The organism is Fibrella aestuarina BUZ 2 (assembly GCF_000331105.1).
GTDB classification, from domain to species: Bacteria; Bacteroidota; Bacteroidia; order Cytophagales; family Spirosomataceae; genus Fibrella; species Fibrella aestuarina.
On sequence record NC_020054.1, the window covers coordinates 2,778,406 to 2,803,894 of the forward strand.

A 25,489-nucleotide genomic window follows, 5' to 3' on the forward strand; every position below is an offset into this window, starting at 1 on the left:
TGCGTCGATCGTTTTCTCTACTGCTTTATGGTCTTTTTCAGGGCGGTCAGTGATGCCTGGCAGCTCTGGCCCAGTTGCTTTTGCAAAACTGGGTCGGCAAAACTCTGTTGCTCGGCTGAGGGGCCAGCCAGTTGATGGTAGACGCTAATAAGTTGCTGACGAGCCATACGAAAAGCCGGCGACCGCTTGCTACCGTTTTCTTTAAACTGGTTCGAGGCTAAACAACCAAACGAGCCCCTAAAAAGCCTGCTCGTTTGGTTGTTTAGCCTCGAACCAGTCCTACTAATTTGCCTTTAGTACCTTCAGCGTTTTAGTCTGTGAAGGGGTGCTGACCTGGAGCAAGAGGAGCCCCGTTGCCTGATGACCGATGTCGAGTCGATGCTGCTCGACCGGCAGGGCCTGCTCAATGAAGTGGTTACTCACCGCTTTACCATTGATGTCGGTCAGTTGTAACCGCAGGGGTTGCCCGTTAGCGCCCCGTACTTCGACGGACATATGCGGGCCACTTACCGGGTTACCCAGCAACGTCACTTGGAGCGGAGCTTCCGAAACTTCCCCCGACCCGGTGCGGGCTCCGGCGGCTGGCTCCTGCCCCCAGATTCGCTGGCCTGCCAGATACACCACCACCCGGTTGTTCTCGACTGAACCACTTCCGGCGACGGTCGAGTAATCGTTGCTCTTGATAAAATCCGTCCAGTCATCCTTGGCAATCCGGTATTGAATGTCGCCGGTGTTACTGGCCGGATAAAGAGCTCCCAGGCTGGTATTGACGCTCAGTTCCAGGTAAGCATCCGCATTGGCGAGTACCGGGTCCAGCTTGACAAACCGACCCGTTACGTTCGGGTTACCCAACAGGGCGTAGTCCAGGTAGAACCGGAGTTTGTCCGGATTGGCATCGGCTGTCAGGTAGTACCGAACCTTAATGTCCTGATAGTTTACCGGTACATTACCCTCGTTGCGAACCTGTAAATATGTGTTGATGGTATTGGCTCCAACCGGGCGATTATCGGTATAGACCGTCAACTGCTGCTGAGCGGGCACCTCAGTCGGCTCAATTCCCCACGCCAGTTTTCCATTCAGATAGCCGGTTACGTGATCATTCGCTACCAGCGCCTGGGCATTGGCATAGGAATAGTCGTCAGCTTCATTGACGTTGGTGTTAGTCTGCTTGGCAATGCCACTCTGGATGTCGCCCGAGTTACCACCGGGAGCCAACTGACCCGCTGACTCTTCGAAACGATATTCGATATAGCCCCAGGCGCCCTGCCGGGGTTTGTCCAACGCTACATACCGCATCTTAACGTTGTTGTTACCAAGCTGCGCGTAATAGACAGAAAGGGTAGAAAGCGGGGCAAAGTTCTCCACGGTCAGCCAGTAGCGTAGGGTAAGCTGGCTGTACACCAGCGGGGCGTCGCCTTCATTGACGATCTGAAGCGTCGGCTTGATCACATTATTCCCCACGCTATTGTCGACATCCCGGTGCAGCACCCGCACTTTCGCCGAAGGGGCCGCCAGTACGGTAAAGCTCCGGGCGCCGGAGGTAACCACTAGGCTATCGTTGTCGGTCGCTTTCGCCGTTATCGTATACGTACCCACCGGGGCGTTGGTCAGGGTGAACGCGTAGGGCGAGGAAGTAGCCGAGCCGAGCAAAGCGGTGCCGTTGTAGAAGGCAACTTTGCTTACCGTACCGTCGGCGTCGCTGGCGGTAGCGGCCAGTTCAACGGATGTTCCCTCCGTAAATGTAGCACTTTCGGCTGGCGACGTCAGGCTAAGTGTTGGGCGAGCATTGACCCGAACCCCCGATGCATTGCTCGACTTAACCGTGGCAGACCAATCGCTTTTCCAGAGACTTACCGACCAGTTACCCCCTTTTATCGGGGCCGCACCCGACGGGATGGTAAGCGTTATGGCCTGCGTACCCGAACCGGCTTCCACCTGAACATTTTTAGAGGTGATGGTCTGCCATGTAGCATTGAACAGGTACACATCGATGATGCGCCTGGTCGTGGCCGTATAGTTGACATTTACCGTGTACGATTGCCCCGGATTGACAACCATCGGCGGTTTATTGAACGCGATGGACTCCTGCACTACAGCCGCACCAACGGTGATCGACACCGGCGACGATGTTGCTGTAGCACTGGTGCTGGTGGTCACTTTAGCCGTCAGGACGTACGCCCCGGCGGCCACGTTCGTCCACGCGAACCTATAGGGGCTAGCCGTTGCCGAACCCAGCAGCGTGGTGCCATTGTAAAACTCCACTTTGCTTACACTGCCACTGCTGGCACTGGCCGAGGCCGTTAGCGTCAGGGTAGCCGGGGCCGTAAACGTAGCGTTGGCCGCTGGGCTGGTGATAGCCACGGTGGGCAGGGCGCTGATCGCCCGAACAATGACATTATCGAAGCGCGACGGGCAGTAGAACGAGTAGAGGCCAATTTTTCCACCCGCAAAGTCGGTTGTACTCACATTATTAAATACCGTATTGCCGTTGATTTTGACCGTCGTTGTGCTGCCGTTGTTGGTGATCGAAATGGCATGGCTGGCCCCCGTGCCGCCACCGGTGAACGTAGTCGAGGCAATCGTGGTCAGGGTACCGTTCACCTTTTTCTTCAGGTCGACCGTTTTTGACTTCGAGTTAAAGACCACGATGTAATAATTATTGGTGTTCTGGTAGTTGAACACAACCCCAATATTGTTGTCCCAACTGGCCGTAGCATCGACCGAATACGAGTAATTGGTAAACGAAGCGCCGTTGTAGAACGACGTGAACTCACCGTTGGTGTTGGTGCTTTCGTAGCGCTGGTTGGCGGCCGTCCACGTACCGCCGTTGGCCTGCCAGCCGACAGCCGTATTGGTGTTGTAATCCTCGGCGTACAGCACATCGGAGCCCAGGCCGTCGACCGTAATTTTGACGGCATCCGATACGTTGGTGACGCCCGCATTGTCGGTGGCCCGGGCCGTAACAAAATAGACACCCACGGGTACGTTCGTCCACAGGTACGTATACGGTGCTGCCGTAGCCGTGCCGACCAGTGCCGTGCCGCTAAAAAACTCCACTTTCGTGATGGTACCGTCGGGGTCACTGGCCTGTGCCGTCAGGCTGATGCTCGAACCCGGGGCGTAGCGGGTATTGTTGAGCAACGAGTCGATTTTGCAAACCGGTGCCTGACTGGTTGGGTCGTTGGCATTGCCCCAGAACTCCACCTCACTGACATTGCCGTAGCCGTTGCCTGGTGAAAGAAACCGATAATACCGGTACAGGCCGGGACTGGTAAACCGGGCCGTCGTATAAAATCCCTCAATGGGCGTCTGACCAAACGTGTACAGGTCAACCGGACTGGTAAAATCAGGCGAGTTGGAACCCTGAATTTTAGCCCCCACAATGCGCAGCGCCCAGGCCGTCCGGGGGACGATTCGTGCCTTCCGGACCATTTTGGCCACGCCCATGTCGACCCCTACCCATTGGCCGGCAGCCGTAGCCCCATCAAAATAAGTGGAAAGATCGCCGTCGAGCGCTTTGACAAAGGTCTTGCCATTGTTTTCGTAGGAGCCCGGCGAGCCAATGCCGGTACCGGCGAACTTAACGTACCCATCCGTCGATTTGACGGTCACCGTATCGACAGTTGATGCGGTGGTGGCATAAAGATCGTCAGTGGCCACGGCCTTTAGCAGGTACGTTCCTTCGTCCACTTCATTCCAGGTAAAGCGGAAGGGCGAGGCCGTAGCTTCCCCAATTTTGGCCAAACCGTTGTAGAATTCCACTTTGGTCACGCTGCCGTCCGAATCGTTGGCCGTCGCTTCCAGATCGATGGTGGCGGGTGCGTTAAACGTCGCGCTCCGCACCGGCGATGTCAACGTAACGGTGGGTGCCACGTTGTCCGGCGTGTTGTTCAACACCGGCACCAGTGCCTCGAACCAGGCGTTGGCGTCTTTGGTAGCACCCTGTTTGCTCAGGTGCAGATCATCAAAGAAATCGCCGGGGTCCCAGGTTGCCAGCATCTTCTGATAAATGTCGGCCAGGTAGATATTGTCGGTCGCGCTGGCGTTGGCTATCTCCCGGATTTTGGCATTCAGCGCGCCCAGGCTCTTGTCGGAGGGGTTACTGCCCCAGGTCTTATCCCACTTGACTGGCTCAACGGTGCCCAGAATCAACCGAACGCCGGGCTTGAGTTGCAGAATCTTATTGACCAGATCCTGATAACGCTGCGGAGCCGACTCCCGGTAGCCAGGTACGTGGATGTCGTCGCCAAACATATCATTAACGCCAATGGCCAGCAGCACAATGTCTGGATTGGCTTGGGGCAGGTAGTTCTGAATATGCTCAAAAAGGCCCGTCGTTTCACAGGTTGGGCAAAACTTGTTGATGTCGGGGCCGATGGTGTAGCCGCCGTGCCCGGCGTGGTCATTATCGTTGGGGATGGTGTCACCGTCGGCAACATTCTGCCGGTCGCCCACATAGTCGAGTTTATAGCCGTTGCGGATCAGCCGGGTACGCAGGAAGCCCCGCCAGCTGCTCTGGGCGTTGCCACCCCCACCGCCTTCGGTTTTAGAATCGCCCAGGGGCATGATTCGGAAGGTTTTGGCGGGCGCAAAGTCGGGCGCGGCGGGTGCCCGGCGGTTGGTCAGGTCACTGACGGGACCACCCCCCGGACTGCTCGGGGTATTGTTGGTGATGACGTACAGATTTTTGAACAGCACCCTAATATCACTGGTCCAGTCGGTACTGCCCAGGCTCCCGTTGATCTCATAGCCGTAGCGTTGCTTGAACTCCTTTCGGACCGAACCATCGGGGCCGGTTTCGGTAATGAAGGCATAGTAATCCCCCGCCGTGTTATCGACCGTATAGGCGCCGTAGTCGCGCATGGCGCGGGCCAGAATCAAACCGGCTTCTGTTTTCAGGCCCAGGCTATTGTCGCTCACGCTGTTGAGGACAACGTCTTTGTTCAGCGCCAGCAAGGCACCAATCTTCATCTGGGGGTTGGTGCCGCCATAGTAGTTAAAGGCCGTCGGATCGTTATAGCCGCCATCCTGATTGGTAGCTGGCCAGCGGTATCCTCCCGACGCATCTTTATAGAAGTTCTCTTTGCCGAAGAGGTTGATCTTGATCGCGTGCGGAATCTTACCGGACGAAAATTCGCCCACCCGGATGGTACCGCCAATGGCTGACAAATGGCTGCCGCCATGCGCTCCTTCGATACATTCCCCGGTAAGCACGCAACCGCTGGGGTCCCATTTAAACTGAGCGGTGGCTACGTCGGTGCCACACTTGGCAAACGGCTGAGCCTGCCAGATTTTACCGTCTGGCTGTAAGATCGAAACCCCGGCATTGGGCGTATTCCCCGACCAAACAGTTTTATCGTAGATGTAATCGGTCGGGATTGGGGCTGAAAATAAGGTAGGCCCCTGCACCGGACAGCGGTCCTGCCCCGACCAGCCGGCGTTGTTGGTTTCCACCTTCATCAGGGGCGCGCCCGGCCGCAGAATGATAATGTCTTCGTCGGCCTCGAAGTAACTCGCATCCTGAATACCGGCGGGTGCATAGACCGCATTGTTGTGGATGGGAATATTCCAGATGGACGTTTTGGCAAAGGGCCACTTGAGCGGGTCTCGCTGGGCAAGGGCGGAGTTACTGAGCATGGCAAGCCCAGCAACGACCGCAAGCATCGTTTTTCTCATCGTTGATTAAGGAAAAGGGTGAACTAAATAACGTTGACTGACGAGCGACTGAACGGAGTGGTCGGGCTGTACCAACGACCACTCCGTTTACGGATCTATCCGGTACTTACCAGCCCGGATTCTGCTGAAGGGCAGGATTCAGGGCTATTTCATTGATAGGCAGGGGCCATAAATAATCCTTTGCCGGATTGAACTTGCGGAACGTAGCGGCCTGCACCAGAATATAGTTGTCGGGAGTCAACTGAGGTGTCGCGATCGAACCGAACTCGCTCTTGAAGAAGTAGTTACCGATTACGGGTTTTGGCAGTTCAACTTCAGCAATCTTCCACCGAATCAGGTCCCAGTACCGGAACCCTTCCTGCGCCAGCTCGACCCGGCGCTCCCGGCGGAGTTCGTCGCGCAGGCTCAGGCCGTTGGCGGTCACAAACGCGTTCGTTAGTTTGGGGATTCCCCCCCGTTGCCGCAAGCGGTTCACCGACAGGTCGAGATCGGCATCGCTGATGTTGTTAGTCAACTCATACGTTGCTTCGGCATAAATCAGCAGCACCTCGGCATACCGCAGCAGGGGGCGGTCGATCAGCGATGTCTGGGTGTTCCAGTCATCGAGGTTAGCGGTTTTGCGAAAGGTAAAGCCTGTTCGCTGCCGCGACAGATCAGCTACGTCGTAGATCGGCTTGGTTACCATATAGCTGTCACCTGCTTTCAAAAACGTGGCATTCATCCGTTCATCGCGGTTTTGAAACACCTCAATCGACCGTTGCGGTGTTTTGTAGAGCGGCGACTTTGTGATGGGTAGTCCATCCTTCATCAGGTAGGCATCGGCCAAGGCCTTCGTCGGTGTCAATGTTCCGCCCTCAATGGCACTCCGGTAATAGTTATTCGTGCTCACCTGTTCGGTAGGCGACACCCCGTATGGCCGCACCAGCACGTTCTCCAGATTCTGCCGCCCTTTCCCGGCCAGTTGAAACAGATCAAAATAGCTGCCGCTGAACAAATCGTGCTGTTTGCTGTCTATCACGGCTTTGGCGGCCGTGGCGGCCGCCTGTAGGTGCAAGGCCGGGTTGCCGTAGCTATGAAACTTGGCACGCGTGCCTTCAAACAGAGCCACGCGTGCTTTGAACGACAGCGCCGCGGTGTTGCTGATACGGCCATAGTCGGCGTTTCCGATAACGGTGGGCGTAGGCAATCGCTGAGCGGCAAAATCAAGGTCCTGATAAATCTGAGCGATGACTTCGTCGCGGGAGTTGGCCGGTGCCTGAAGCTCAGGCGAACTGTCGGTCAGCGTTTTCAGAATCAGGGGTACGCCACCGAAGCGTTGCAGGAGGTTGAAGTACCCCCAGGCCCGAAAGAAGCGGGCTTCGGCCACATACCGGTCAATGACGTTGGCCGCTGTGGTAGACGCCGCCCGTGGGGCTTTCTCCACGATGTTGTTGGCCGCCCGGATGAGGTTGTAGTTGTTGTTGTAATTCCCATCCGTAGCCGGAGCCAGGCGCGAACCGTCGCTGATGCTGTTGGCCGACGACCCGTAGGCATCGTCAGACCATACATCATCCGTAGCCCAGCCGGGCAAAAACGTGTAGAGGAAGTTAGCGGCTGATCGCAAGTCGGCTTCCGATCGCCAGAATGTTTCGTCACTGATGGACGTCTCGGGTAGCCGCTCGACTTCACAAGCGGGGAGGGCAACTGTTATGGCAACCGCCAAAACAGCATGTTTTATCATTGATTTCATAAACAAAGCCTTCGACTAAAGTTGAAAAACGCGCTTAGAAGGAAACATTAAGTCCAATCGAAGCGGTAGCGAAGAAGGGATAGTCATTTTCGACCCCATCCCGCATTTCTGGGTCATAGTACCCCTGAAATTTGCCCAGACCGGATACCGTGAGCAGGTCTTGTCCCGAGAAGAAGAACCGAGCTTGGTTGATGCCTACTTTCTGCGTCAGGGTGATGGGCAGCGTATAGCCAAATTGCAGGTTCTTCAGCCGCATGTAGCTGGCATTCAGTACCCACTTGTCCGAGGGGACGTAGTTATGCGTAGCGGCAACAAACGGACGGGGGAAGAGCGCATTGGGATTTTCGGGCGTCCAGTAATCGCTGTGAATAGCCAGTGGCTGTTTCCAGGTAACCATCAACGGCGCAATCGACTCCTGAGTAGGCGCATAATTGCGCTTGCCAACGCCCTGCAAAAAGACGGTTAGGTCAAATCCCTTCCATTGGGCGCCCAGTGTTACCCCGAACAGATACCGGGGCTGGGTGGTACCGATCAGAATCAGGTCGCCACGGTCTGCGACCGTACCTTTTCCCCACGTTAAGCGACCATCACCGTTCTGGTCCACGTATTTTACGTCGCCTGCTCCCGTGCGGTTATCCTGGAAAGCAGCGGCTTTCACCTCATCGGCCGATTGAAAATATCCCGCCGTCTGATAGCCCCAGATCGTGTTGATCGGATACCCTTCGATCAGGTTGTTCGTCCCCGCCGACACGACGGTCCGCCCTGAGTAGCTTTGCAACCGGTTTTGGTTATCGGAGACGTTAACGGCAACCGAATAGGTAAACTCTTTGCCGATGCGGTCGCGAAAGCGCAGTTCGGTTTCCCAGCCCCACGATTTCAACTCACCGTTATTTTTACGGGGCGTACCGATGCCAATCGTACCGGGCAACTGCTGAGGGGTGAGCATGTTGCGGTTAAACTTGACGTAGTAGTCGCCGGTAAACTGCAACCGGTTCTGGAGGAAACCCAGGTCGATACCCCCATTGGTTGTTTCGATCGTTTCCCATGACAGACTCGATGAAGGAATCGAACCTTGATTGACGTACGTCGTACGTGAGTTGCCCAGAACCAGGTTCGACCCCCGGCTGAGCTGATTCAGGTAATCGTAGTTACCGATACCGGTACCCAACGCCCCGCCCAGGCGGCCCCAGGAACCCCGTAGTTTAAATTCGGAAAAGAATGGCAGGGTGCTGGCGAACCAGTCTTCGCGGTGCATATTCCAGCCCGCCGAGGCAGAAGGGAATATCTTTTTACGTAAGCCGGGAGCCAGACGGGAGCTTTCATCCTGGCGCAGGGTGGCCTCCAGCAGGTACTTATCAGCGTAGTTGTAGTTGAACCGGCCAAAAACAGACTGAAACGCATTTGCCTGAATGTCCTGCGTGGCCACCTTCGTCTTATCATCCCCCAGATTCAGGGTGGGCAGGTCGTTACTCACCAGGTTGGAGGCGCTGCTGTAAGAAGACTGGTAGCGGAATTCCTCCCACTGATACCCCGCGAAGAAGCCAAAGTTGTGCTTGTCACCAACCTTAACATCATAGTTGGCCAGCAACTGAATGTTGGTATTCTTGGTCAGTTCATTGGTCACCTGGAAGGAATTCACCGGGTTGATGTAACTAGTAATTCTTGATTTGGCCCACAAAGGCACGGTGCGGTTGAAGAGTTCACGGTACGCCGGGCGGTACTGCGTTCCAGCAATGGCGCGCAGGTTAAGGCCTTTGATCAGATTGGCGGCCTGTAGGGTGAACACCCCATCAAAGAAATTGCGATCGTAGTTATTGTAGCCACCTGCTTCCTGCAACGGCAGCGCCAACGACCCCGATCCGATACCGTTGTAGCGACCCTCCGGCGTTAGAAAGGGATTGCGGTTGCGCCAGCGTAAAGCGTAGTTCAATAGACCGTAACTCCCGTTGGCATCGGCCGAGGCCCGGCGGGTCTGCTCCAGGGTATACGATAGCCGGGTATCAATGGAGATATGTTTGGTTAGCTGAGCGCCCAAATTGACGCGCAGGTTATAGCGTTTCATGTTATCAGGCCCCACTTTGAAAACGCCCTGTTTTTCGTAGTAACCCCCTGATACCAGGAAGTTTAGTTTGTCGGTTCCACCGCGCGCCGTCAGGTTGTGCGTCCGCATGGACGTGTACTTGCGGAGTACCTGGTCAGCCAGTGGCTGCTGGTTGTAGTACAGATACGCACCCGTGTCGGCCGGGTTCACCACGTAGGGAATGTTGTCGCGGATGCGTTGCAGGTCATCACTGGTATATTCCGGTGCACTACCCGAATTCTGGCGGGCGAGGTTAGAAAACAGCGCTTCGTCGATCAGGCTCAACCGTTTGGGGATGTTGATCGCCCAATCAGTGCCGTACTGCGCCAGGTAGTCGAAAGTCACTTTGCCCGATTTTCCTTTCTTGGTTGTGATCAGGATGACGCCACCGGCAGCCTGAGCGCCATAAATAGCAGCGGCAGCGGCATCTTTAAGCACACTGATGCTTTCCACGTCGTTGGGATTGAGCGTCGTCATGGTCGAGATAGGCGCGCTGACCCCGTCCAGAATCACGAGTGGGTTTACGCTTCCGTTTGCCGACGTCACCCCCCGAATCTGAATACTCACCGCTTCGTTACCCGGTTGCCCACTCTGGCGTGTGATGTTTACCCCCGGTGTAACCCCTTGCAAGGCATTGGCCAGGCTGGTAGAGGGCCGATTCTGGATGGCTTTGGCATCAACGGTCGACACGGCCCCCGTGAGATTGATCTTTTTCTGGGTACCATAACCCACCACCACCACTTCGTCCAGCGACTTGTCGTCCTGCTGTAAGGACACATCGATTACGGTACGACTGCCCACCGGAATTTCCTGACGGGTGTAGCCGATAAAGCTGATCACCAGCGTTGGGTTGGCCCCGGACAGTTTGAGGCTGTACCGACCCGTGTTGTCGGTGGTGGCGCCTTGCGAGGTTCCCTTCAGCACCACGCTGACGCCCGGCAGAGGCTCATTGTTCTCGGCTGCGGTAATGCGGCCACTAACAGTCTGAGCCATCACGTAGCTACTGAAGCTCAGGACACAAATGAAGCCTGCCAAGAGCGACACCAGTAAACGTCCACGAAAGAGAGGTATTCGTCTGGTCATAATTTGATTTTGTTTAAGTGTAAACACAGAGGTACACTAGCAGCCCAACGCCCAGCAGCAACAGACCGACTAGCAGGTACTCACCCCAGACAAGCCTGGACAATTGATTACCGAAACGGGAGCGAGCTACAACTCGTCGGAAGGGAAGCATAAGCAGCTGCCAACTAAAATGGATTATATTTTATGTAAGAATTGCCCAACAAAAGTCTGGCAAATGGGTCCGATGGACGTTCACTGGGTTTGCAAACTGTTGTTCCCAGTTTGCAACAGGGACCTTTCAAACCGCTTTTTTTCTATTTTTTTAGGGAGAAATGCCGAACAACCGGTACATCCGCACAACAAGCGACCAGTTCAGCAGCCTGATGTCAAACTTGGCGAGATGCCCTACACAGGCGGTATTTATGGAAGCAGCGTTTACCGGTAGAAATGGAGGTAGTTGACTTTTTAGGTGTATAAGTATCACTCAACCAATACATATTTCAGGAGATTATGGCTGCCTTCTCGCTCACCTTACGGCAGTCTCATCGGGGTTGGCGTTCATGGTTCATGGGCCTACTTGTAGGCGTGATGGGGTGGAGCAGGTTAGCTTCGGCCCAAAATCACCAAGTACGTTTTGAGCGCCTTGGTCCCCTGCAGGGGCTAACCCATAGTACGGTTCATACCATTTATCAGGATCGACAAGGCTTTTTGTGGATTGCCACGCGTGATGGGCTCAACCGGTACGACGGACAGTCGTTTCGTACGTTCCGCCATCGTTTTGGTGAACCGAATAGTCTGCGGGGAAGCGATGTGGTGGCGTTAGGGGAGGATCTGTCCAGTCACCTCTGGGTAGGTACGTATTCGCGGGGGCTACAGCGGCTCAACCCCGATGGATGCACATTCAGCCCTATCGAGCGGACTACCGCCGGGCTCGACGTCAGTCAATGGAGCATCTCCTGCCTGGCTACCGATCGGCAAGGGCGCGTTTGGGCCGGAACGCTAGGCAGTGGCTGGCTGGTTGTCGATACAAAAACCAATCAGGCAAGCCAGTTTCTGTTACCCAAATCGGCAGGAGCAGCCAAGGTGATTACCTGTGCCATGACCGATCGGGATGGAAGTATGTGGTTTGGAACAGACGATGGCACTGTGGCTCGCTTTAATGCTGCCGGTACGTTGGCTACCATCTATCGCTTACCTGATGCAGCCAGACAGTATCGCAGTTCGAAGCGGATAACGGCGCTTTTTCGCACGCAGTCGGGCTTGCTGCTGCTGGCCTCCCGGAACCATGGGCTTTATACCCTGAATGAGCGTAGCGGCCAGGCGGCCAAGCTCTTCGGAGCGGTCAACTCTGAACGGAGTGACAACATCATTACCGCCATCGCTGAAGATAAAAACCATACGGTGTGGATTGGCACTGACGACGGAATCCGCCGCTTTTTGCCCAACCAGCCGTTGCAGGTACAAGTCCTGCGGGCTGATCCGAATGATGAGTCAAGCTTATCGACCCACGCGGTTCAGTCGCTGCTGACCGACCGGCGGGGTAATGTCTGGGTAGGCACCTGGGAAGGCGGCCTCAACGTGTGGTATGCTGATCCGCCTCGGCTCGAAGTAATAAGTCAACGTCCTGCCGGACCGCGCCGACTCGTCACGCCGAAAGTATCCGCTGTAGCTACGGATACCGCCGGAAACCTATGGATAGGGTCCGTACGCGGGTTGCTTCGTCTACCGAACAACGGCCAGCCTATTGAAACTGTACCCATTCCGGCGGCATTTGGCAGCCGTGACGTCTACCGAATGTTCTCCGACCGGAGCGGCCATCTCTACGTTAGCTTCTGGAAGGGCGGGCTTGGTTTATACCACGCACAAAAGGGGCTCAGTCGCCTGCCCCTACCCGGCCTCCCGGATGGGCACGTCGCCGCGTTTGCAAATAAGCAAGAGGGAGGAGTCTGGATGATTCGGAACGACCAGCACCTATGCGCCTATACGCCACAGCAAAACCGGGTCGATACATTGGGGCACATTCATCGTATCCTGCATACATCCCCTTTTATTACATTCACCTGTCTGTGGGAAGATCGGCAAAAACGGCTCTGGTTCGGCACCTACGACCACGGACTGTTTGTCTGGGATCGGCGTAGCGGGCAGGTTCGGCAACTTACGGCCCAAACCAGTGGTCTCAGCGAAAATCATATCACCTGCCTGTTCGAGGATTCGGCGGGCGACCTGTGGGTGGGGACCAATGGCGCTGGCCTTAACCGCAGGCGGCCCGGAATCGAGACATTTACGACCTACACCAGGCAAACCGGCTTGGCGGGCGATATGATTGCGGCCATCGAAGAGGATCGCCACGGCAACCTGTGGATCAGTACGACCGAGGGCCTCACGCGCCTGAACCGTTCGAGCGGCCGGATGTCCGTCTACGGCGAGACGGACGGCTTACCGACCCGCGAATTTGTTAACCCCGGCAGTGTGCGGCTACCCAATGGCGACCTTGCCTTCGCCAGCACGCAGGGGCTGGTGCTGGTGCATCCCGACCAGTTCTTCAAACCGCTACCACCTCCCCGGGCGTATCTGGCCGACCTGGCCTTGTTTAACAAACCGGTGGCTGTTGGTGGAGCCGACTCGCCTCTTACTGTCGAACTGGCCCAGACAACTGAGCTTACCCTGACTCCCCGACAGACCGTCTTTACGCTGGAATTTGGCGCTTTATGCTGGGGCCGGAACCGCCACGTCCGCTATGCCTACAAATTGGATGAATTTGACCCGGACTGGCGCTACACAGATACGGAGAAAAACACGACGTATACCAACCTATCGCCCGGCAGTTACCTGTTTCGGCTCAAGGCTGCCCAGACAGACCAGCCCTGGGGCCCTGAGCAGCACCTGCTCATCACCGTGCAGCCGCCCTGGTTCAAGACCCGATGGGCTATCTGTTTGTACATCGCCCTGTTAATCGGGATCGTCGTGCTGATCCGGCACATTATCCGGGTGCAGGAAAAGCTTAGGGCCGACGTGAAGATTCAGGAGATGCGTACCCAGGCCATCCGGCAGCTCGATGAAGCCAAGACCAGCTTTTTTACGAACGTATCCCACGAGTTTAAAACGCCCCTGACGCTGATTCTGACCCCGCTGGAGAAGCTACTGGCCGATGAATTACCGCCAGCGGATCGTTTACAGCACCAGTTTCAAGTGATGCACCGCAACGCCAACCGGCTACTTCGCTTAATCAACCAGTTGCTGGATCTCTCGAAGCTGGAGAACGGTGCCTTGAAGCCGCAGATCAGGCGTAACAACCTCGTGCAGCACGTCGACGCTATTCTGCGCTCGTTCGAGGAGGTAGCCCGGGCTAAAGGCATATCCCTGAAAAGTCAGCTGGACCCGGCCTTACGCAGCGTTTGGTCCGATCTGGATTTCGTTGAAAAGATGGTTACCAACCTGCTGTCCAATTCGGTGAAGCATACGCCCGACGGGGGACAAATAATGTTGACGGGCCACGTGCAGCAAGACCACCTGTTCCTGACGGTCACCGATACGGGTATTGGCATGTCGCTCGAAGAGCAGTCGCATATTTTTGAGCGCTTCTATCAGGTGCAAACCGGTAAATCGTCGGGTACGGGTATCGGTCTTTCGCTGACGAGGGAACTGGTTGAGCTGCTCGGGGGAAGTATTGAGGTGGCAAGCACACCCGGCGAAGGCAGTTCGTTCACGGTACGCATACCCGTCCGGGCCGACGCTTTTGAGGCTAGCTGGTTCGTTGACGAGGAGACAAACCCGCCTAGCCTGCTGATCGATCAGGTCATTCCCGATTTGTCTTCTGCATCTATTCCGGAACAGGCCCAGGTGCTGCTGATTGCCGAAGATGATCCTGACTTGAACGCCTTTCTGACCGATCTCTTTAAAACCAGTTTTCGGGTTCTGTCCGCAACCAATGGTGAACAGGCGCTGCAACTCGCCCGGCAGCACATTCCCGATGCCATCATTACCGACTGGATCATGCCGGAACTGGAAGGCCCCGAGCTGTGCCGCTTGCTGAAGACCGACGAAAAGACGAGCCATATTCCGATCATTCTATTGACATCGAAAGCGAGCATGGCCAGTCAGTTGGCTGGTTTGGATGTGGGTGCCGACGATTACGTCACCAAGCCCTTTAGTGCGGCCCTCCTGCGGGGGCGCCTGCAAGGCCTTCTGGCCAATCGGCTACGGCTGCGGCAGGCGTTTGGCCAGGAGGTATGGCTACGCCCCAGCGATGTCAAGTTATCGAATGTTGATGAAGCCTTTCTGCAGCGGGCCACAGCCTGCATTGAAGAGCATATCGATGATGCCAATTTTGACATCGATCAGTTACAGGAATTGCTGAATATGAGTCAGATGCAGCTCTACCGCAAGCTCAAAAGCCTGACAAACATGGCCGGGCGGGACTTTATCCGCTACATCCGGTTGCAGCGGGCGGCTCAGTTGCTGGAAACGGGGCAGGTGACAGTATCGGAAGCGGGCTACCGGGTTGGCTTTAACGACCGGAGCTATTTTAGTCGGGCCTTCAAAAAACAATTTGGCCACGCTCCAACGGAACACCTGTCAGCAAAAGATCAAGCCTGATATTGTCGGCAGACAACCCATACCGACTTCAGTGAGGCATGATCTCTCTAATTGCCTTCCCTATTGGATGAACTTTGTTAAAACTATCAGGAAGCACCTGTTTATGACTCGTCCTGCACTAACAGTCAATTAATTAGCCGATAAAGCTTGGCAGATGCTTTTGGGTCTGTGCCATGCGTATGCCGCTAAACCCGACCGCCTCACTTAGAGCGGCCCCTAAAGCAGACCTTGCGCCTGCCAGCTTTGCCGTTGCGATTGGGTAGCCCGCTCGATTTTCTTTTATCGGCAAGCTACCCAATCTTGGCATCTTACCGGCCCTCAAATTTCAAGGCCGTTGCAGTTCCTATCAGCTATCAAATTCCCCGGTTGATAGCCCGGTAGAAGGCGTCGGCTACGCCGGTGCGGATGCCGAGTTCGGTGATCTTGTTGTTGTTGCGCGTTGGATAGACGCGGTTCGACAGGAATACGTAGTTCAGGCCAACGGCTGGGTCAATCCAGGTGAACGTACCGGTGAAGCCCGAGTGCCCGTAACTAGCCGGACTGGCGAGACGGGGGGCATTGCCGTTGTATTTGTAAGCGGGTTTCTCGAAGCCCAGCCCCCGGCGGTTGCCCAACTCAGGAAACTGGTAGCGGGTAAACTCAGCAATCGTTTCGGGACGGATCAACTGCCGGTCGCCGTATTGGCCGCGTTGCAGGTACAGCTGCGTCAGCTTCATCAGGTCGTTGGCCGTACCAAACAGACCCGCGTGGCCCGACAGACCATTCAGCATGGCGGCACCTTCGTCGTGCACACGGCCCCAGATCAGCGTCTTGCGGAACAATGAGTCGTATTCCGTCGGTACGATGCGGCTGAGCGGGTAGAACCGGCGCGGGTTGTAGGTAAGCGTGGTGGCCCCGATCGGCGCATACAGGCTGTCTTTCAGGTACGTTTCAAACGGTACGCCCGTGATCCGCTGCACGATCTGCGGGTAGAGATAAAACGACAGGTCGCTGTAGACGTACTCTTTCTTTGCGTTCAGCGGGGAGTCTTTGATCGCCTTAAAAATCGTGCGTGGGTACTTTTTGAACAGGAAGAGGCTGTCGGTCACTTCGATCGGATACCGGTTCGAGCGAACGTTGGTGAACGTTTTATTCTTGAACGTACCGTCGGGGTTTTTGGTCGTTTGCCAGAACGGAATCCAGGCTTTCAGTTTGGCCTGATGCGTCAGCACGTCGCGCCAGCGGAGCGTGTCTTTGTTTGATTTCTTGTAAGCAGGCAGGTATTGGCCCATCGTGCCGTCAATCTTGAACTTGCCCGCATCGACCAGCCGCATCAGCGCGGGCGTTGAGGTGCTGACTTTGGTGACCGACGCAAAATCGTACAGATCGTCGAGGCGGGTAGGCTCGGCGGCACCACCCAGGCTGGTGTCGTAGGTGTGTTGCCCATACGCCTTACGGAAAATCACTTTCCCGTCTTTCGCCAGCTGCACCACGCAACCGGGGTACGCTTTGGCCTGCAAGCCCTGGTTCACCACCGAGTCGACCTGTTGCGCCAGGTACGTGCTGCTGATGCCTACTTCCTCGGGAATGGTGTATTTGAGACGGCCGATGGGCGCAATGGTTTTGCCATCGCCCACCCGGAACTGCTGATTGACGGTCACGGGCAGGCGACCCGCCGCGCCAATCGCGCCAAAAATCAGTTGGGCCGACAGGTCTTCCGTATGGGTGGTGAGCTGATAGGGCATCACCAGCGCCCGTGCCTGATCCACGTCGGTAAAGGCGTCGAGCGCGTAGGCGTTACCAAAAACCGTCACGACGGCTTTGCCCGTGTTGGTCAGTTTTTGTACCAGTTCGACCGTGCGGGGCTGGATGCCGTATTTCGCGCCTGGCCGGATGTTGTTGAGGTGAACCCCCACCAGCACCAGATTAAACCGGTTCAGCGAATCCAGCAGCGCGGCAATCTGCGCGTCGGTGGCCTTCGAGTTAATCTGGTAGGGCGTTACGGTCGTGTAATCGGCCAGGCGGTTCTGGAACACCGTAGGCGCGGTAGCCTCAACCGACACCGACGCAATGCGCAGCGTATCGAGGCGTTGAAGGGGCAGCACGTTCCGGGTGTTGGTCAGCACCGTCAGGCTGGCTTCGGTGAGGTGGCGGTTGATCACCTCCGACTCCGGGCGGTTCAGGTCGGCCAGCAGGTTATCGAGCACCACGGGCTGGTAACGGTTCAGGCCCGCCCAGTATTTGGCCAGCAACATGCGGCGGCAGCGGTTGGCAATTTGCTGGGCTGTAACCGTGCGGTCGTCGACGGCCTGGCAAATCTGGCTGATCGCCATCGGGATATTTTCGGTGAACTCGAGGACGTCCATCCCGGCTTCCATCCCGCGCCGGTCGGCCAGGCCCGAAGGGAAGTATTTGGTCACGCCCTTCATGTTCATAGCGTCGGAGAAAACCAGGCCGTTGAACTGCAATTCATTCTTCAGCAGCTTCGTCACAATGTTGGGCGACAGCGTCGACGGGCGATTGCGCGTGGTGTCGAGAGCCGGAATGCTCAGGTGGGCCACCATCACGCCCGCCGCCCCGGCGTTGATCAACTCCCGGAACGGATACAGTTCCAGGCTGTCGAGCTGCCCCCGGCTTTTGTTGATCAAGGGAAGGTCGTAGTGTGAGTCGGTGCCGGTATCGCCGTGGCCGGGAAAGTGCTTGATGCTCGTTAGCAGGCGGTTATCCTGCATGCCGCGCAGGTAGGCCAGCGCCTTGCGGGCTACGGCATACTTGTCTTCGCCAAACGACCGGAAGTTGATGACCGGGTTGTTGGGGTTGTTGTTCACGTCGGCATCGGGCGCAAAATTGACGTGCATCCCTAGCCGTCGGGCCTGCCGGGCAAGGTCAGCACCCATCTGGTAAATGAGGTTATCGGCCGAGGCGGGCATGGCGCCCATTGTCATCTGATAGGGGTAGCGTACGGTACTGTCGAGGCGCATGGCGATGCCCCATTCGGCATCCATCGCTACCAGCAGGGGTACGTTCGAGGCGGCTTGCAGGCGGTTGTTCAGCTTCGCCTGCCGCATGGGCCCTCCCTGAAAAAACACGACCCCGCCGAGTTGGTGGGTACGTACAAGGGTCGTCAGCGAATCTTCGTAGCCCGGCGTACGGTTCGAGTACCCCGCCACCATAATCAGCTGCGCTACCTGCCGTTCGAGCGGCAGATCGGCCATAATGGAGTCGGCCCAACGGGTGGCCGCGAGTGTATCGCGCAGAAAGGGTGGGGGAGTAGGGCGGGTGGCCGTTCGCGTTTGGGCCAGCAGCGGAAACGAAAAGACAAGGAGTATTGTAAGCGCGGCAATTATCCGACGAAGAGCAGTCATGCAGAAATGAGATGGATTGGCAATCCTCAAAAGTACGGACAAACCGACGGGAATGCTGCGCTGTTGGTCACCATTTCCCTCGTCAGCCGATAGGCTTATGACCGCGGCCGTTGGCGAATAGGAGTGGGTAGCGCTTGGGCGGCTGGTAGGAGCGGCTTGTCGCCGGATAGCGGGGCAATACGGTGGCTGGGTACGTTCGAGAAGAGGCTGGATAACATTGGGCTAACATTTTCTTAACATTCGCTTAACATTGAGACCGAAAGTTTGTATTATTACATGAACGAAGAGTTATAAACCTGCCATCATCATGAAAACGCTTGTTTTTACCATGATACTGAGTGGGCTGCTTGCAGCAGGCGCAACCGCCAACCCCGTTAAGAAGCCGAACACGACCCCAAAGGCGAGCGTGGAACAGCAATTAGCTGACCGATTAACCGTACCCAAGGCGTTACGGGCCTCTCGAGAAAACAGCGTGGTGGTGGTACAGTTTCGGCTCGATGAACGGAATCGCGTCAAGAACCCGCAGATCTTTACCGGTGATCAGTCGCTGAACGATGAACTGACCCAGCAGCTAATGAACCTGCGTCTTGTGCCGACTGAGCCGGTAGCCTATGTTGAACAGGTCTATACCGCCCGGTTGCGGTTCAGAGCCCCGCAGCACATGGGTACCCTGGCCAGCCGCTAATAAATTGCCAATCAACGTACTACGTAGCCAAGATTAGACGACTATACACCCGTTACTGAAAAAGCGGCTGGCTCATGAGCCAGCCGCTTTTTCAGTAACGGGTGTTGGCAAGCTGCTACGCCTGCCTTTATGATTCGGTGTATTCGGCGCAGCCGCCGATGGTGTAGGTACCAGTAAACTGAATGCGTTCGGCCAACAGCAGACCCAGGATCCGGGTGGCTTCGGCTTTGACGTCGGGGTATATTTTTTCGAAGAGGGCCTGAGGGTCAACCGGCTCGGGTTCGGCAGTGAGCTTGCGCCGCAGCGATCGGGGAGCGTCGGCCGGAACAAAGAGCTTGCCGTATTTGTATCCTAGCGTATGCAGAAATCGCTGTCCGTTGATATACCGTTGGTATGTATCCAGTAAGGCATCAATCGCTTTATCCTTCCAGATAATGCACATGAGCGTTTCAGCCAGTTTCTCTCGTTCATACTGTGCCCAGTCGATGTACTTGCGGAGGAGGTCTTCCAGCGAATGGCGGGCATCAGCCACTTTAAAATCAGTCGAAATCAGCCGAAAATAGTCATCTTCTGTTACCAGTTCTTTCAATTCTGGTGTTTGACCAACCCACTGTTCAAAGGCTTCCGGGGTGATTTTACCATTGAAGAAGTCGGACAAATGTGCGCTGACAGTTTCATCCATAGCGTTGGCTGTATATCTGAGCATGAATTATGGGTAGGCAAATACCATTGCCAGAGCAAATACTATGCTAGATCTTGCCAATGCCCTAAAAACGTTGATTTTCGCGGTTACATGCCTTTGTTGCACCCAAGCCGCCGATACGCAAATGACCACGCCACCCTCCGCCAACGCCAAGACCTTTCTCTCGCTGGGCGACTCCTACACCATCGGTGAAAGCGTCGGTGAAGCCGACCGCTGGTCGGTCCAGCTGGCGCGCATGCTCCGTCAGAAGGGCGTCGATCTGGCCGACCCCGACATCATTGCCCGCACAGGCTGGACAACGGCCGAGTTGCAGGAGGCCATCCAAGCGTCTGGTAACCAGAAGACCTACGACCTCGTTTCGCTCCTGATTGGCGTGAATAACCAGTATCGGGGCCAACCGACCGACCGCTACCGGACGGAGTTTCGGCAATTGCTGCAAACAGCCATCCGCTACGCCAACAAGCGTCCCGACCGCGTTGTCGTGCTGTCGATTCCCGACTGGGGGCAGTCGCCGTACGCTGAAGGGCGTGATCGTCAGCAGATTGGCCAGCAAATCGACGCCTTCAACGCCATCGCACGCGACGAAAGCCAGCAGGCGGGAGTCGCTTTCATCGACATCACGCCGTTGAGTCGGGCGGCGGCTGGCGATGCGTCTCAGTTTGCCAATGACGGACTGCACTACTCGGGTAAGCAAATGAAGCAGTGGGCCGGGCAAGCGCTCCCCTTAGTAGATAAACTGCTCAAATAAGGCCTTCCGGGGCCTTATGGCATCCGTTTTGCGGCATTCCAGTACACATCCATTTCGGCCAGCGTCATGTCGCTAAGTTGCCGACCGTTGGCCCGCGCCTGCTCTTCGAGGTACTTGAAGCGCTTGATGAACTTCCGGTTCGTCCGTTCCAGCGCCGTTTCAGGGTTGATGTTAATAAACCGGGCGTAGTTGACTAGCGAAAACAGCAGGTCGCCAAACTCACCCTCGGCGCGTTCGGCCTGCTCCGGTGCGCTGGGTACGTTGTCGTGGCTGAATTCGGCGCGAAACTCCTGCATTTCCTCTTCCACCTTCTCCCAGACCTGTTCTTTCTCTTCCCAGTCGAAACCGGCTCCGCGTGCTTTTTCCTGAATGCGCATGGCTTTCACCAGCGCCGGTAGCGACTGCGGCACGCCACCCAGCACCGACTTGTTGCCTTCTTTCAGCTTTAGTTGCTCCCAGTTGGCCTTTACCTGCTCTTCGGTATCGGCAACGGTATCGCCGTAGATGTGTGGATGGCGGCGGATGAGCTTCTCACTGATGCTGTTCAGCACGTCGGCCACGTCGAAACGGGTAGGGGAGTCGGCTGGTTGTTCGGAGCCGATACGGCTGTAGAAGACCATGTGCAGCATCAGATCGCCGATTTCTTTTTTCACTTCGGTGAGGTCGCCTTCCAGAATGGCGTCGGAGAGTTCGTAAGTCTCCTCGATCGTCAGGTGGCGAAGGCTATCCAGCGTTTGCTTGCGGTCCCAGGGGCACTGTTCACGCAGTTCATCCATGATCGTCAGCAAGCGATTGAAAGCCATTAGCTGCTCCTGGCGACGCGGCGGTAATTGATCGAAAGTCATACGGTAAAGATACGAAAGAGTGAAAGCGCGAAAGAATGAACGCGTGAACGGCTAGCTTAGCGAGTGAGTTGCTGTACAAAACCGCCCGGCCTTTTATCGCTCGTTTATCTGTTGCTTATGAATCGGTTACCCCTGACTACCATTTTCGTTACGGTTTTGCTCGACGTGATTGGCGTGGGTATTGCCACGCCTACCATCACGCCACTGTTGCTCCGGCCCGATTCGGGATTGCTACCACCCGGTTATCCTGTCGATGAGCGTACGGTGATCCTGGGGTTTCTGCTGGCCTCGTTTTCGATCGCTGGTTTCTTCGGTGGCCCGCTGCTCGGCGCCTTATCCGATCGGTACGGGCGGAAGCCGATGCTTATTTTCTCGCTCTGCCTCACGCTGGCCGGTTACCTCATTTTTGCGCTGGGGATTCAGCAACGCAACCTGTCGTTGCTGTTCCTGAGCCGTATCGTGTATGGCCTTGGCGGTGGTAACATTGCTATCATCCAATCGGCCATTGCTGACGTGAGCGACCCGGCGTCGCGCATCAAAAACTTTGGCCTTGTTGGCGTCGCCTTCGGGTTGGGCTTCATCATTGGCCCCACGTTGGGGGGTGAACTGGCTAATCCAAAAACGGTAGCCTGGTTCAACTTTACCACGCCGTTCTATGCGGCCGCGCTGCTCGCGATCCTGAACCTGCTGATGGTGCTGGTGGCCTTCCGCGAGACGCTGGCGGCACCCCTCATCCGGCCCATCACGCCGCTGACGGGCTTTCGGAACATCGCCGAGGCCTTTGGGAACGCCCGACTGCGCCTGTTGTTCGTGGGCGTATTTTTTTATGCGCTGGGCTTCAACTTTTACACCCAGTTTTTCTCGGTTTACCTGCTCAAGCGCTTTGATTTTGATCAGGTGCAGATCGGGCGGTACTTTGGCTTTGTGGGCATCTGCATCGCGCTGATGCAGGGGCTGGTGGTGCGGCGGGTCGCCAGCCAGTACACGCCGCAGCAGATCGTGCGGGTGAGCGTGCTGGGGCTGGCCATTGCGCTCTGGTGCTTTCTGCTGCCTCAGCAGGCCTGGCAGGTCTTTCTGGTGGCTCCGCTGATGGCACTGTTTCAGGGGCTGACGTCGCCCAACGCCACGGCGCTGGTGTCGGCCAGTGCGGGAGCAGGTGAGCAGGGCAAAATTCTGGGTATTAACCAGTCGGTGCTGTCGGCCTCGTTTGCCTTACCGCCCATTATCGCGGGCTACATCGAAACCATTGACCTGCGGCTTCCCCTGGTTCTGGCCGGCTTTATGGCGCTGCTGGGTTGGATTTTTCTAGTCCGTTTCATCAATAAAGGCGAAAGCACGGCCTGAGTCGGTCACATCAACGTGACATTACCCCCAAATAGAGTCTAAAAACAGAGCCTTGTTCAGTTGGCGTGTTGTCGATGCGTTTTTTTCGGTAACGTGCCGCCAACAACTCGACGTTTACCTGACCTGTAGAGAGTCCCTAATCCATCACATCAAATGAAATGGCCGACGTTTACCGACGCCTCTCCCAATGCCCAGTATAATTTTACGTCATCGCCCGGCGACCAGCGCCCCGTCCGCATACTGATTGTTGTCGGCCTGTTGTTCATGGCCGCGTTTGGGTGGGTGTACTTCCAACCTGATAATGTGGGGTATTCGTGGCTGTACGTGCTGCTGACGATTTCGGTCGTTTTCAAGCTGTTGCGCTTGTTGCACGAGTGGTACCATTACTGGAACGTAAAACCGCCCGTTCGCCCCGCTACCATCGATCATCCGCTGACGGTCGACGTGCTGACGACCTACTGCCCCGGTGAGCCGTACGACATGGTGATCAATACGCTGAAAGCCATTCAGCGCATTCGCTATCCCCACACCACGTACCTGTGCGACGAAGCCAACGACCCGTATCTGAAACAGGTCTGTGCCGATATGGGCGTACGGCACGTGACGCGCACCGAAAAAAAGGACGCCAAGGCCGGTAACATCAACAACGCCCTGCAGGAAGCCACGGGCGACATTTGCCTTGTCATCGACCCCGACCACGTACCCGTACCCGATTTTCTGGATCAGGTCCTGCCGTATTTCAACGACCCGCAGATCGGGTTTGTACAGTGCGTACAGGGGTATTACAACCAGAAAGAGAGCATTGTCGCCTTCGGGGCTACCGAGCAGACCTACAGCTTCTACGGCCCGATGATGACCTGCATGGGGCACTACGGCACGGCGCAGGCGATTGGGGCCAACTGCACCTTCCGGCGCACGGCCCTCGACAGCATCGGTGGCCACGCCAACGGCCTGTCCGAAGACATGCACACGGCCATGCGGCTGCACGCGAAAGGCTGGAAGTCGGCCTACGTACCGCTTCCGCTGTCATACGGGCTGGTGCCGGCCACGATGGCGGCCTATTACAAGCAGCAATTGAAGTGGTCGCGGGGTACGTTCGAACTGCTGGTAACGACCCTGCCGCGCATCTTCAGCGGCCTCACGCTGCGCCAGAAAGTGCATTACACCACGTTGCCGCTCTATTATCTGCTGGGCCTCGTCTACTTCTTTGACTTGCTGATTCCCATCGGGGCGCTGGTATTGATGGAGATGCCCATCCGGCTCGATCTGCTGGTGTTTGGTACCGTCTATACGCCCCTGCTACTGACGGGTTTTCTGGTACGACAATACGCCCAGCGCTGGCTCATCGAAAAACACGAACCGGGGTTCCACCTCGTGGGCGGCATGCTCGCCAGCGGGACGTGGTGGGTCTATACACTTGGCCTGATTTACACCATTTTCCGGGTGAAAGTGCCTTACATTCCCACGCCGAAAGATGACCGACCCCGCAACAACTTCACGCTGATACTGCCGAATCTGCTGATGCTGCTGGCCACGATGGGGGCTATGAGCTACAGCATTTTCCACTACTGGCGGTTTGCGCTTCGAAACGAGTTCGTGCTGCTGATGCTGAGCTTTGCCTTTATCAATGCCACCGTGTTGAGTATCAACGTGCTGGTTGGGCAGGAGGCCTTCGTGCTGAGGGCCATCCGCTGGCTCGACCGGCTGAGCCTGCGCCAGTCGTCGATTCACACGGGCCGGGTGGTGATGTGGCAGGTGCGTTATGGCCTGTATGGCTGGCTCCGGCGGTCGGCGCTGCCCCTGTTTGGCGCACTGCTGCTGCTGGCGGGTGGGCTTATGGCCTACACCGTGGTGCGAAAAACGCGTCAGCTACCCCATGAGCTTCGGTACGCCAACACGCAGCCGTTCTACTTCGGCAGCGAAACGCCGCAGCAGGCCGTTAGTGCGTTGCAGCCGGGCGGACAAACCATTGTGCCTCAACACCTGAACTGGCCCCTCAACACGTTTGAATCCATTGCGTCGCCCAAACTGAACAGCAACCCCGGCGAGTTGCCCCTGCTGTATCTGGAGCCGGAAATTGGCCAGCCCAATACCGAGCGGGCCGTGCAGGTCTTTCTCGGAGATGTGGTCAACGGTCGCTACGACGCCCCGCTGCTTCGGCTGGCCACTACGCTGCGCACGTACCCAGGCTTGGTGCTCATCAGCCTGATGCCCGAATTCGACGACCCGACGCAGGCATGGGGCATGCAACATCAGTCTACGCTGCTACAGTATCGGAAAGCCTGGCAGTATGTGGTCACGTTTCTGCGCGATCAGCGGGCCTACAACCTGTATTGGGTATGGTGTCCATCGCGCCCCAACACCATCGTAGAGCAATATCCGGGGGCCGATTACGTCGACTGGCTGGGGGTAACGGTCTACGACAATCCGGCGCAGAACCCCGATTCGCTGCATCACTCGTTTGCCTATTTGTTTCAGGAAACGCACAACACCATTCGGATGCACAAGGCGTACAGCATTCGGCAGAAACCCGTGCTGATTACGCACTTCGGGACCACCGCTTCGCCCCAGTCGCCCGAGGGGGCCAACTGGAAAACCGAGGCCTTCACCATGATTCACGAGCGTTACCCGCAGGTTCGCGGCGTTATCTTCGACTAAACAACGCGAAGGGGGGAGG

The 25,489-nt window shown here is 56.5% G+C and carries 11 protein-coding genes; 5 read left to right on the forward strand and 6 right to left on the reverse strand.

The features are described 5' to 3' along the window. Window positions 1-282: 282 nt before the first annotated feature. From FAES_RS28970 to FAES_RS11370, 3 genes are all read right to left on the reverse strand, one after another. A complete protein-coding gene (locus FAES_RS28970; RefSeq protein ID WP_015331357.1) occupies window positions 283-5,676 on the reverse strand; it encodes a cellulose binding domain-containing protein in 5,394 nt (1,797 codons plus the stop codon). 106 nt (window positions 5,677-5,782) lie between these two features. Next, window positions 5,783-7,405 (reverse strand): RagB/SusD family nutrient uptake outer membrane protein, encoded by a 1,623-nt coding sequence (locus FAES_RS11365; RefSeq protein ID WP_015331358.1) that lies wholly within the window; start codon window positions 7,403-7,405, stop codon window positions 5,783-5,785. 34 nt (window positions 7,406-7,439) lie between these two features. After that, window positions 7,440-10,478 (reverse strand): SusC/RagA family TonB-linked outer membrane protein, encoded by a 3,039-nt coding sequence (locus FAES_RS11370; protein WP_229364462.1) that lies wholly within the window; start codon window positions 10,476-10,478, stop codon window positions 7,440-7,442. A gap of 657 nt (window positions 10,479-11,135) precedes the next feature. Between FAES_RS11370 and FAES_RS11375 the strand changes: the two genes are divergently transcribed. Next, on the forward strand, window positions 11,136-15,143 hold the full coding sequence (locus FAES_RS11375; RefSeq protein ID WP_262493806.1) for a hybrid sensor histidine kinase/response regulator transcription factor: 4,008 nt from the start codon (window positions 11,136-11,138) through the stop codon (window positions 15,141-15,143). A 353-nt stretch (window positions 15,144-15,496) separates the two neighbouring features. Here the strand turns inward: FAES_RS11375 and FAES_RS11380 are convergent, their stop codons facing one another. Then, window positions 15,497-18,487: a serine hydrolase domain-containing protein gene (locus tag FAES_RS11380; protein WP_015331361.1), complete on the reverse strand. Its 2,991-nt coding sequence runs from the start codon at window positions 18,485-18,487 to the stop codon at window positions 15,497-15,499. Between the two features lie 307 nt (window positions 18,488-18,794). On the opposite strand from FAES_RS11380, the gene FAES_RS11385 reads away from it, so the two are divergent. Continuing rightward, window positions 18,795-19,172 carry a hypothetical protein gene (locus FAES_RS11385; RefSeq protein ID WP_015331362.1) on the forward strand — a complete coding sequence of 126 codons (378 nt, stop codon included), beginning with the start codon at window positions 18,795-18,797 and terminating at the stop codon, window positions 19,170-19,172. 127 nt (window positions 19,173-19,299) lie between these two features. Here the strand turns inward: FAES_RS11385 and FAES_RS11390 are convergent, their stop codons facing one another. Further along, a complete protein-coding gene (locus tag FAES_RS11390) occupies window positions 19,300-19,878 on the reverse strand; it encodes a hypothetical protein (protein WP_015331363.1) in 579 nt (192 codons plus the stop codon). A 40-nt stretch (window positions 19,879-19,918) separates the two neighbouring features. On the opposite strand from FAES_RS11390, the gene FAES_RS11395 reads away from it, so the two are divergent. Next, entirely contained in the window at window positions 19,919-20,623 is a 705-nt protein-coding gene (locus FAES_RS11395) for an SGNH/GDSL hydrolase family protein (RefSeq protein WP_015331364.1), read from the forward strand. 14 nt (window positions 20,624-20,637) lie between these two features. On the opposite strand, the gene mazG is transcribed toward FAES_RS11395, so the two are convergent. Next, on the reverse strand, window positions 20,638-21,468 hold the full coding sequence (gene mazG, locus FAES_RS11400) for a nucleoside triphosphate pyrophosphohydrolase (protein WP_041257781.1): 831 nt from the start codon (window positions 21,466-21,468) through the stop codon (window positions 20,638-20,640). A 117-nt stretch (window positions 21,469-21,585) separates the two neighbouring features. Between mazG and FAES_RS11405 the strand changes: the two genes are divergently transcribed. Then, entirely contained in the window at window positions 21,586-22,812 is a 1,227-nt protein-coding gene (locus FAES_RS11405; RefSeq protein WP_015331366.1) for an MFS transporter, read from the forward strand. A 153-nt stretch (window positions 22,813-22,965) separates the two neighbouring features. Continuing rightward, window positions 22,966-25,470 carry a glycosyltransferase family 2 protein gene (locus FAES_RS11410; RefSeq protein WP_015331367.1) on the forward strand — a complete coding sequence of 835 codons (2,505 nt, stop codon included), beginning with the start codon at window positions 22,966-22,968 and terminating at the stop codon, window positions 25,468-25,470. The last annotated feature ends 19 nt before the right edge of the window (window positions 25,471-25,489 follow it).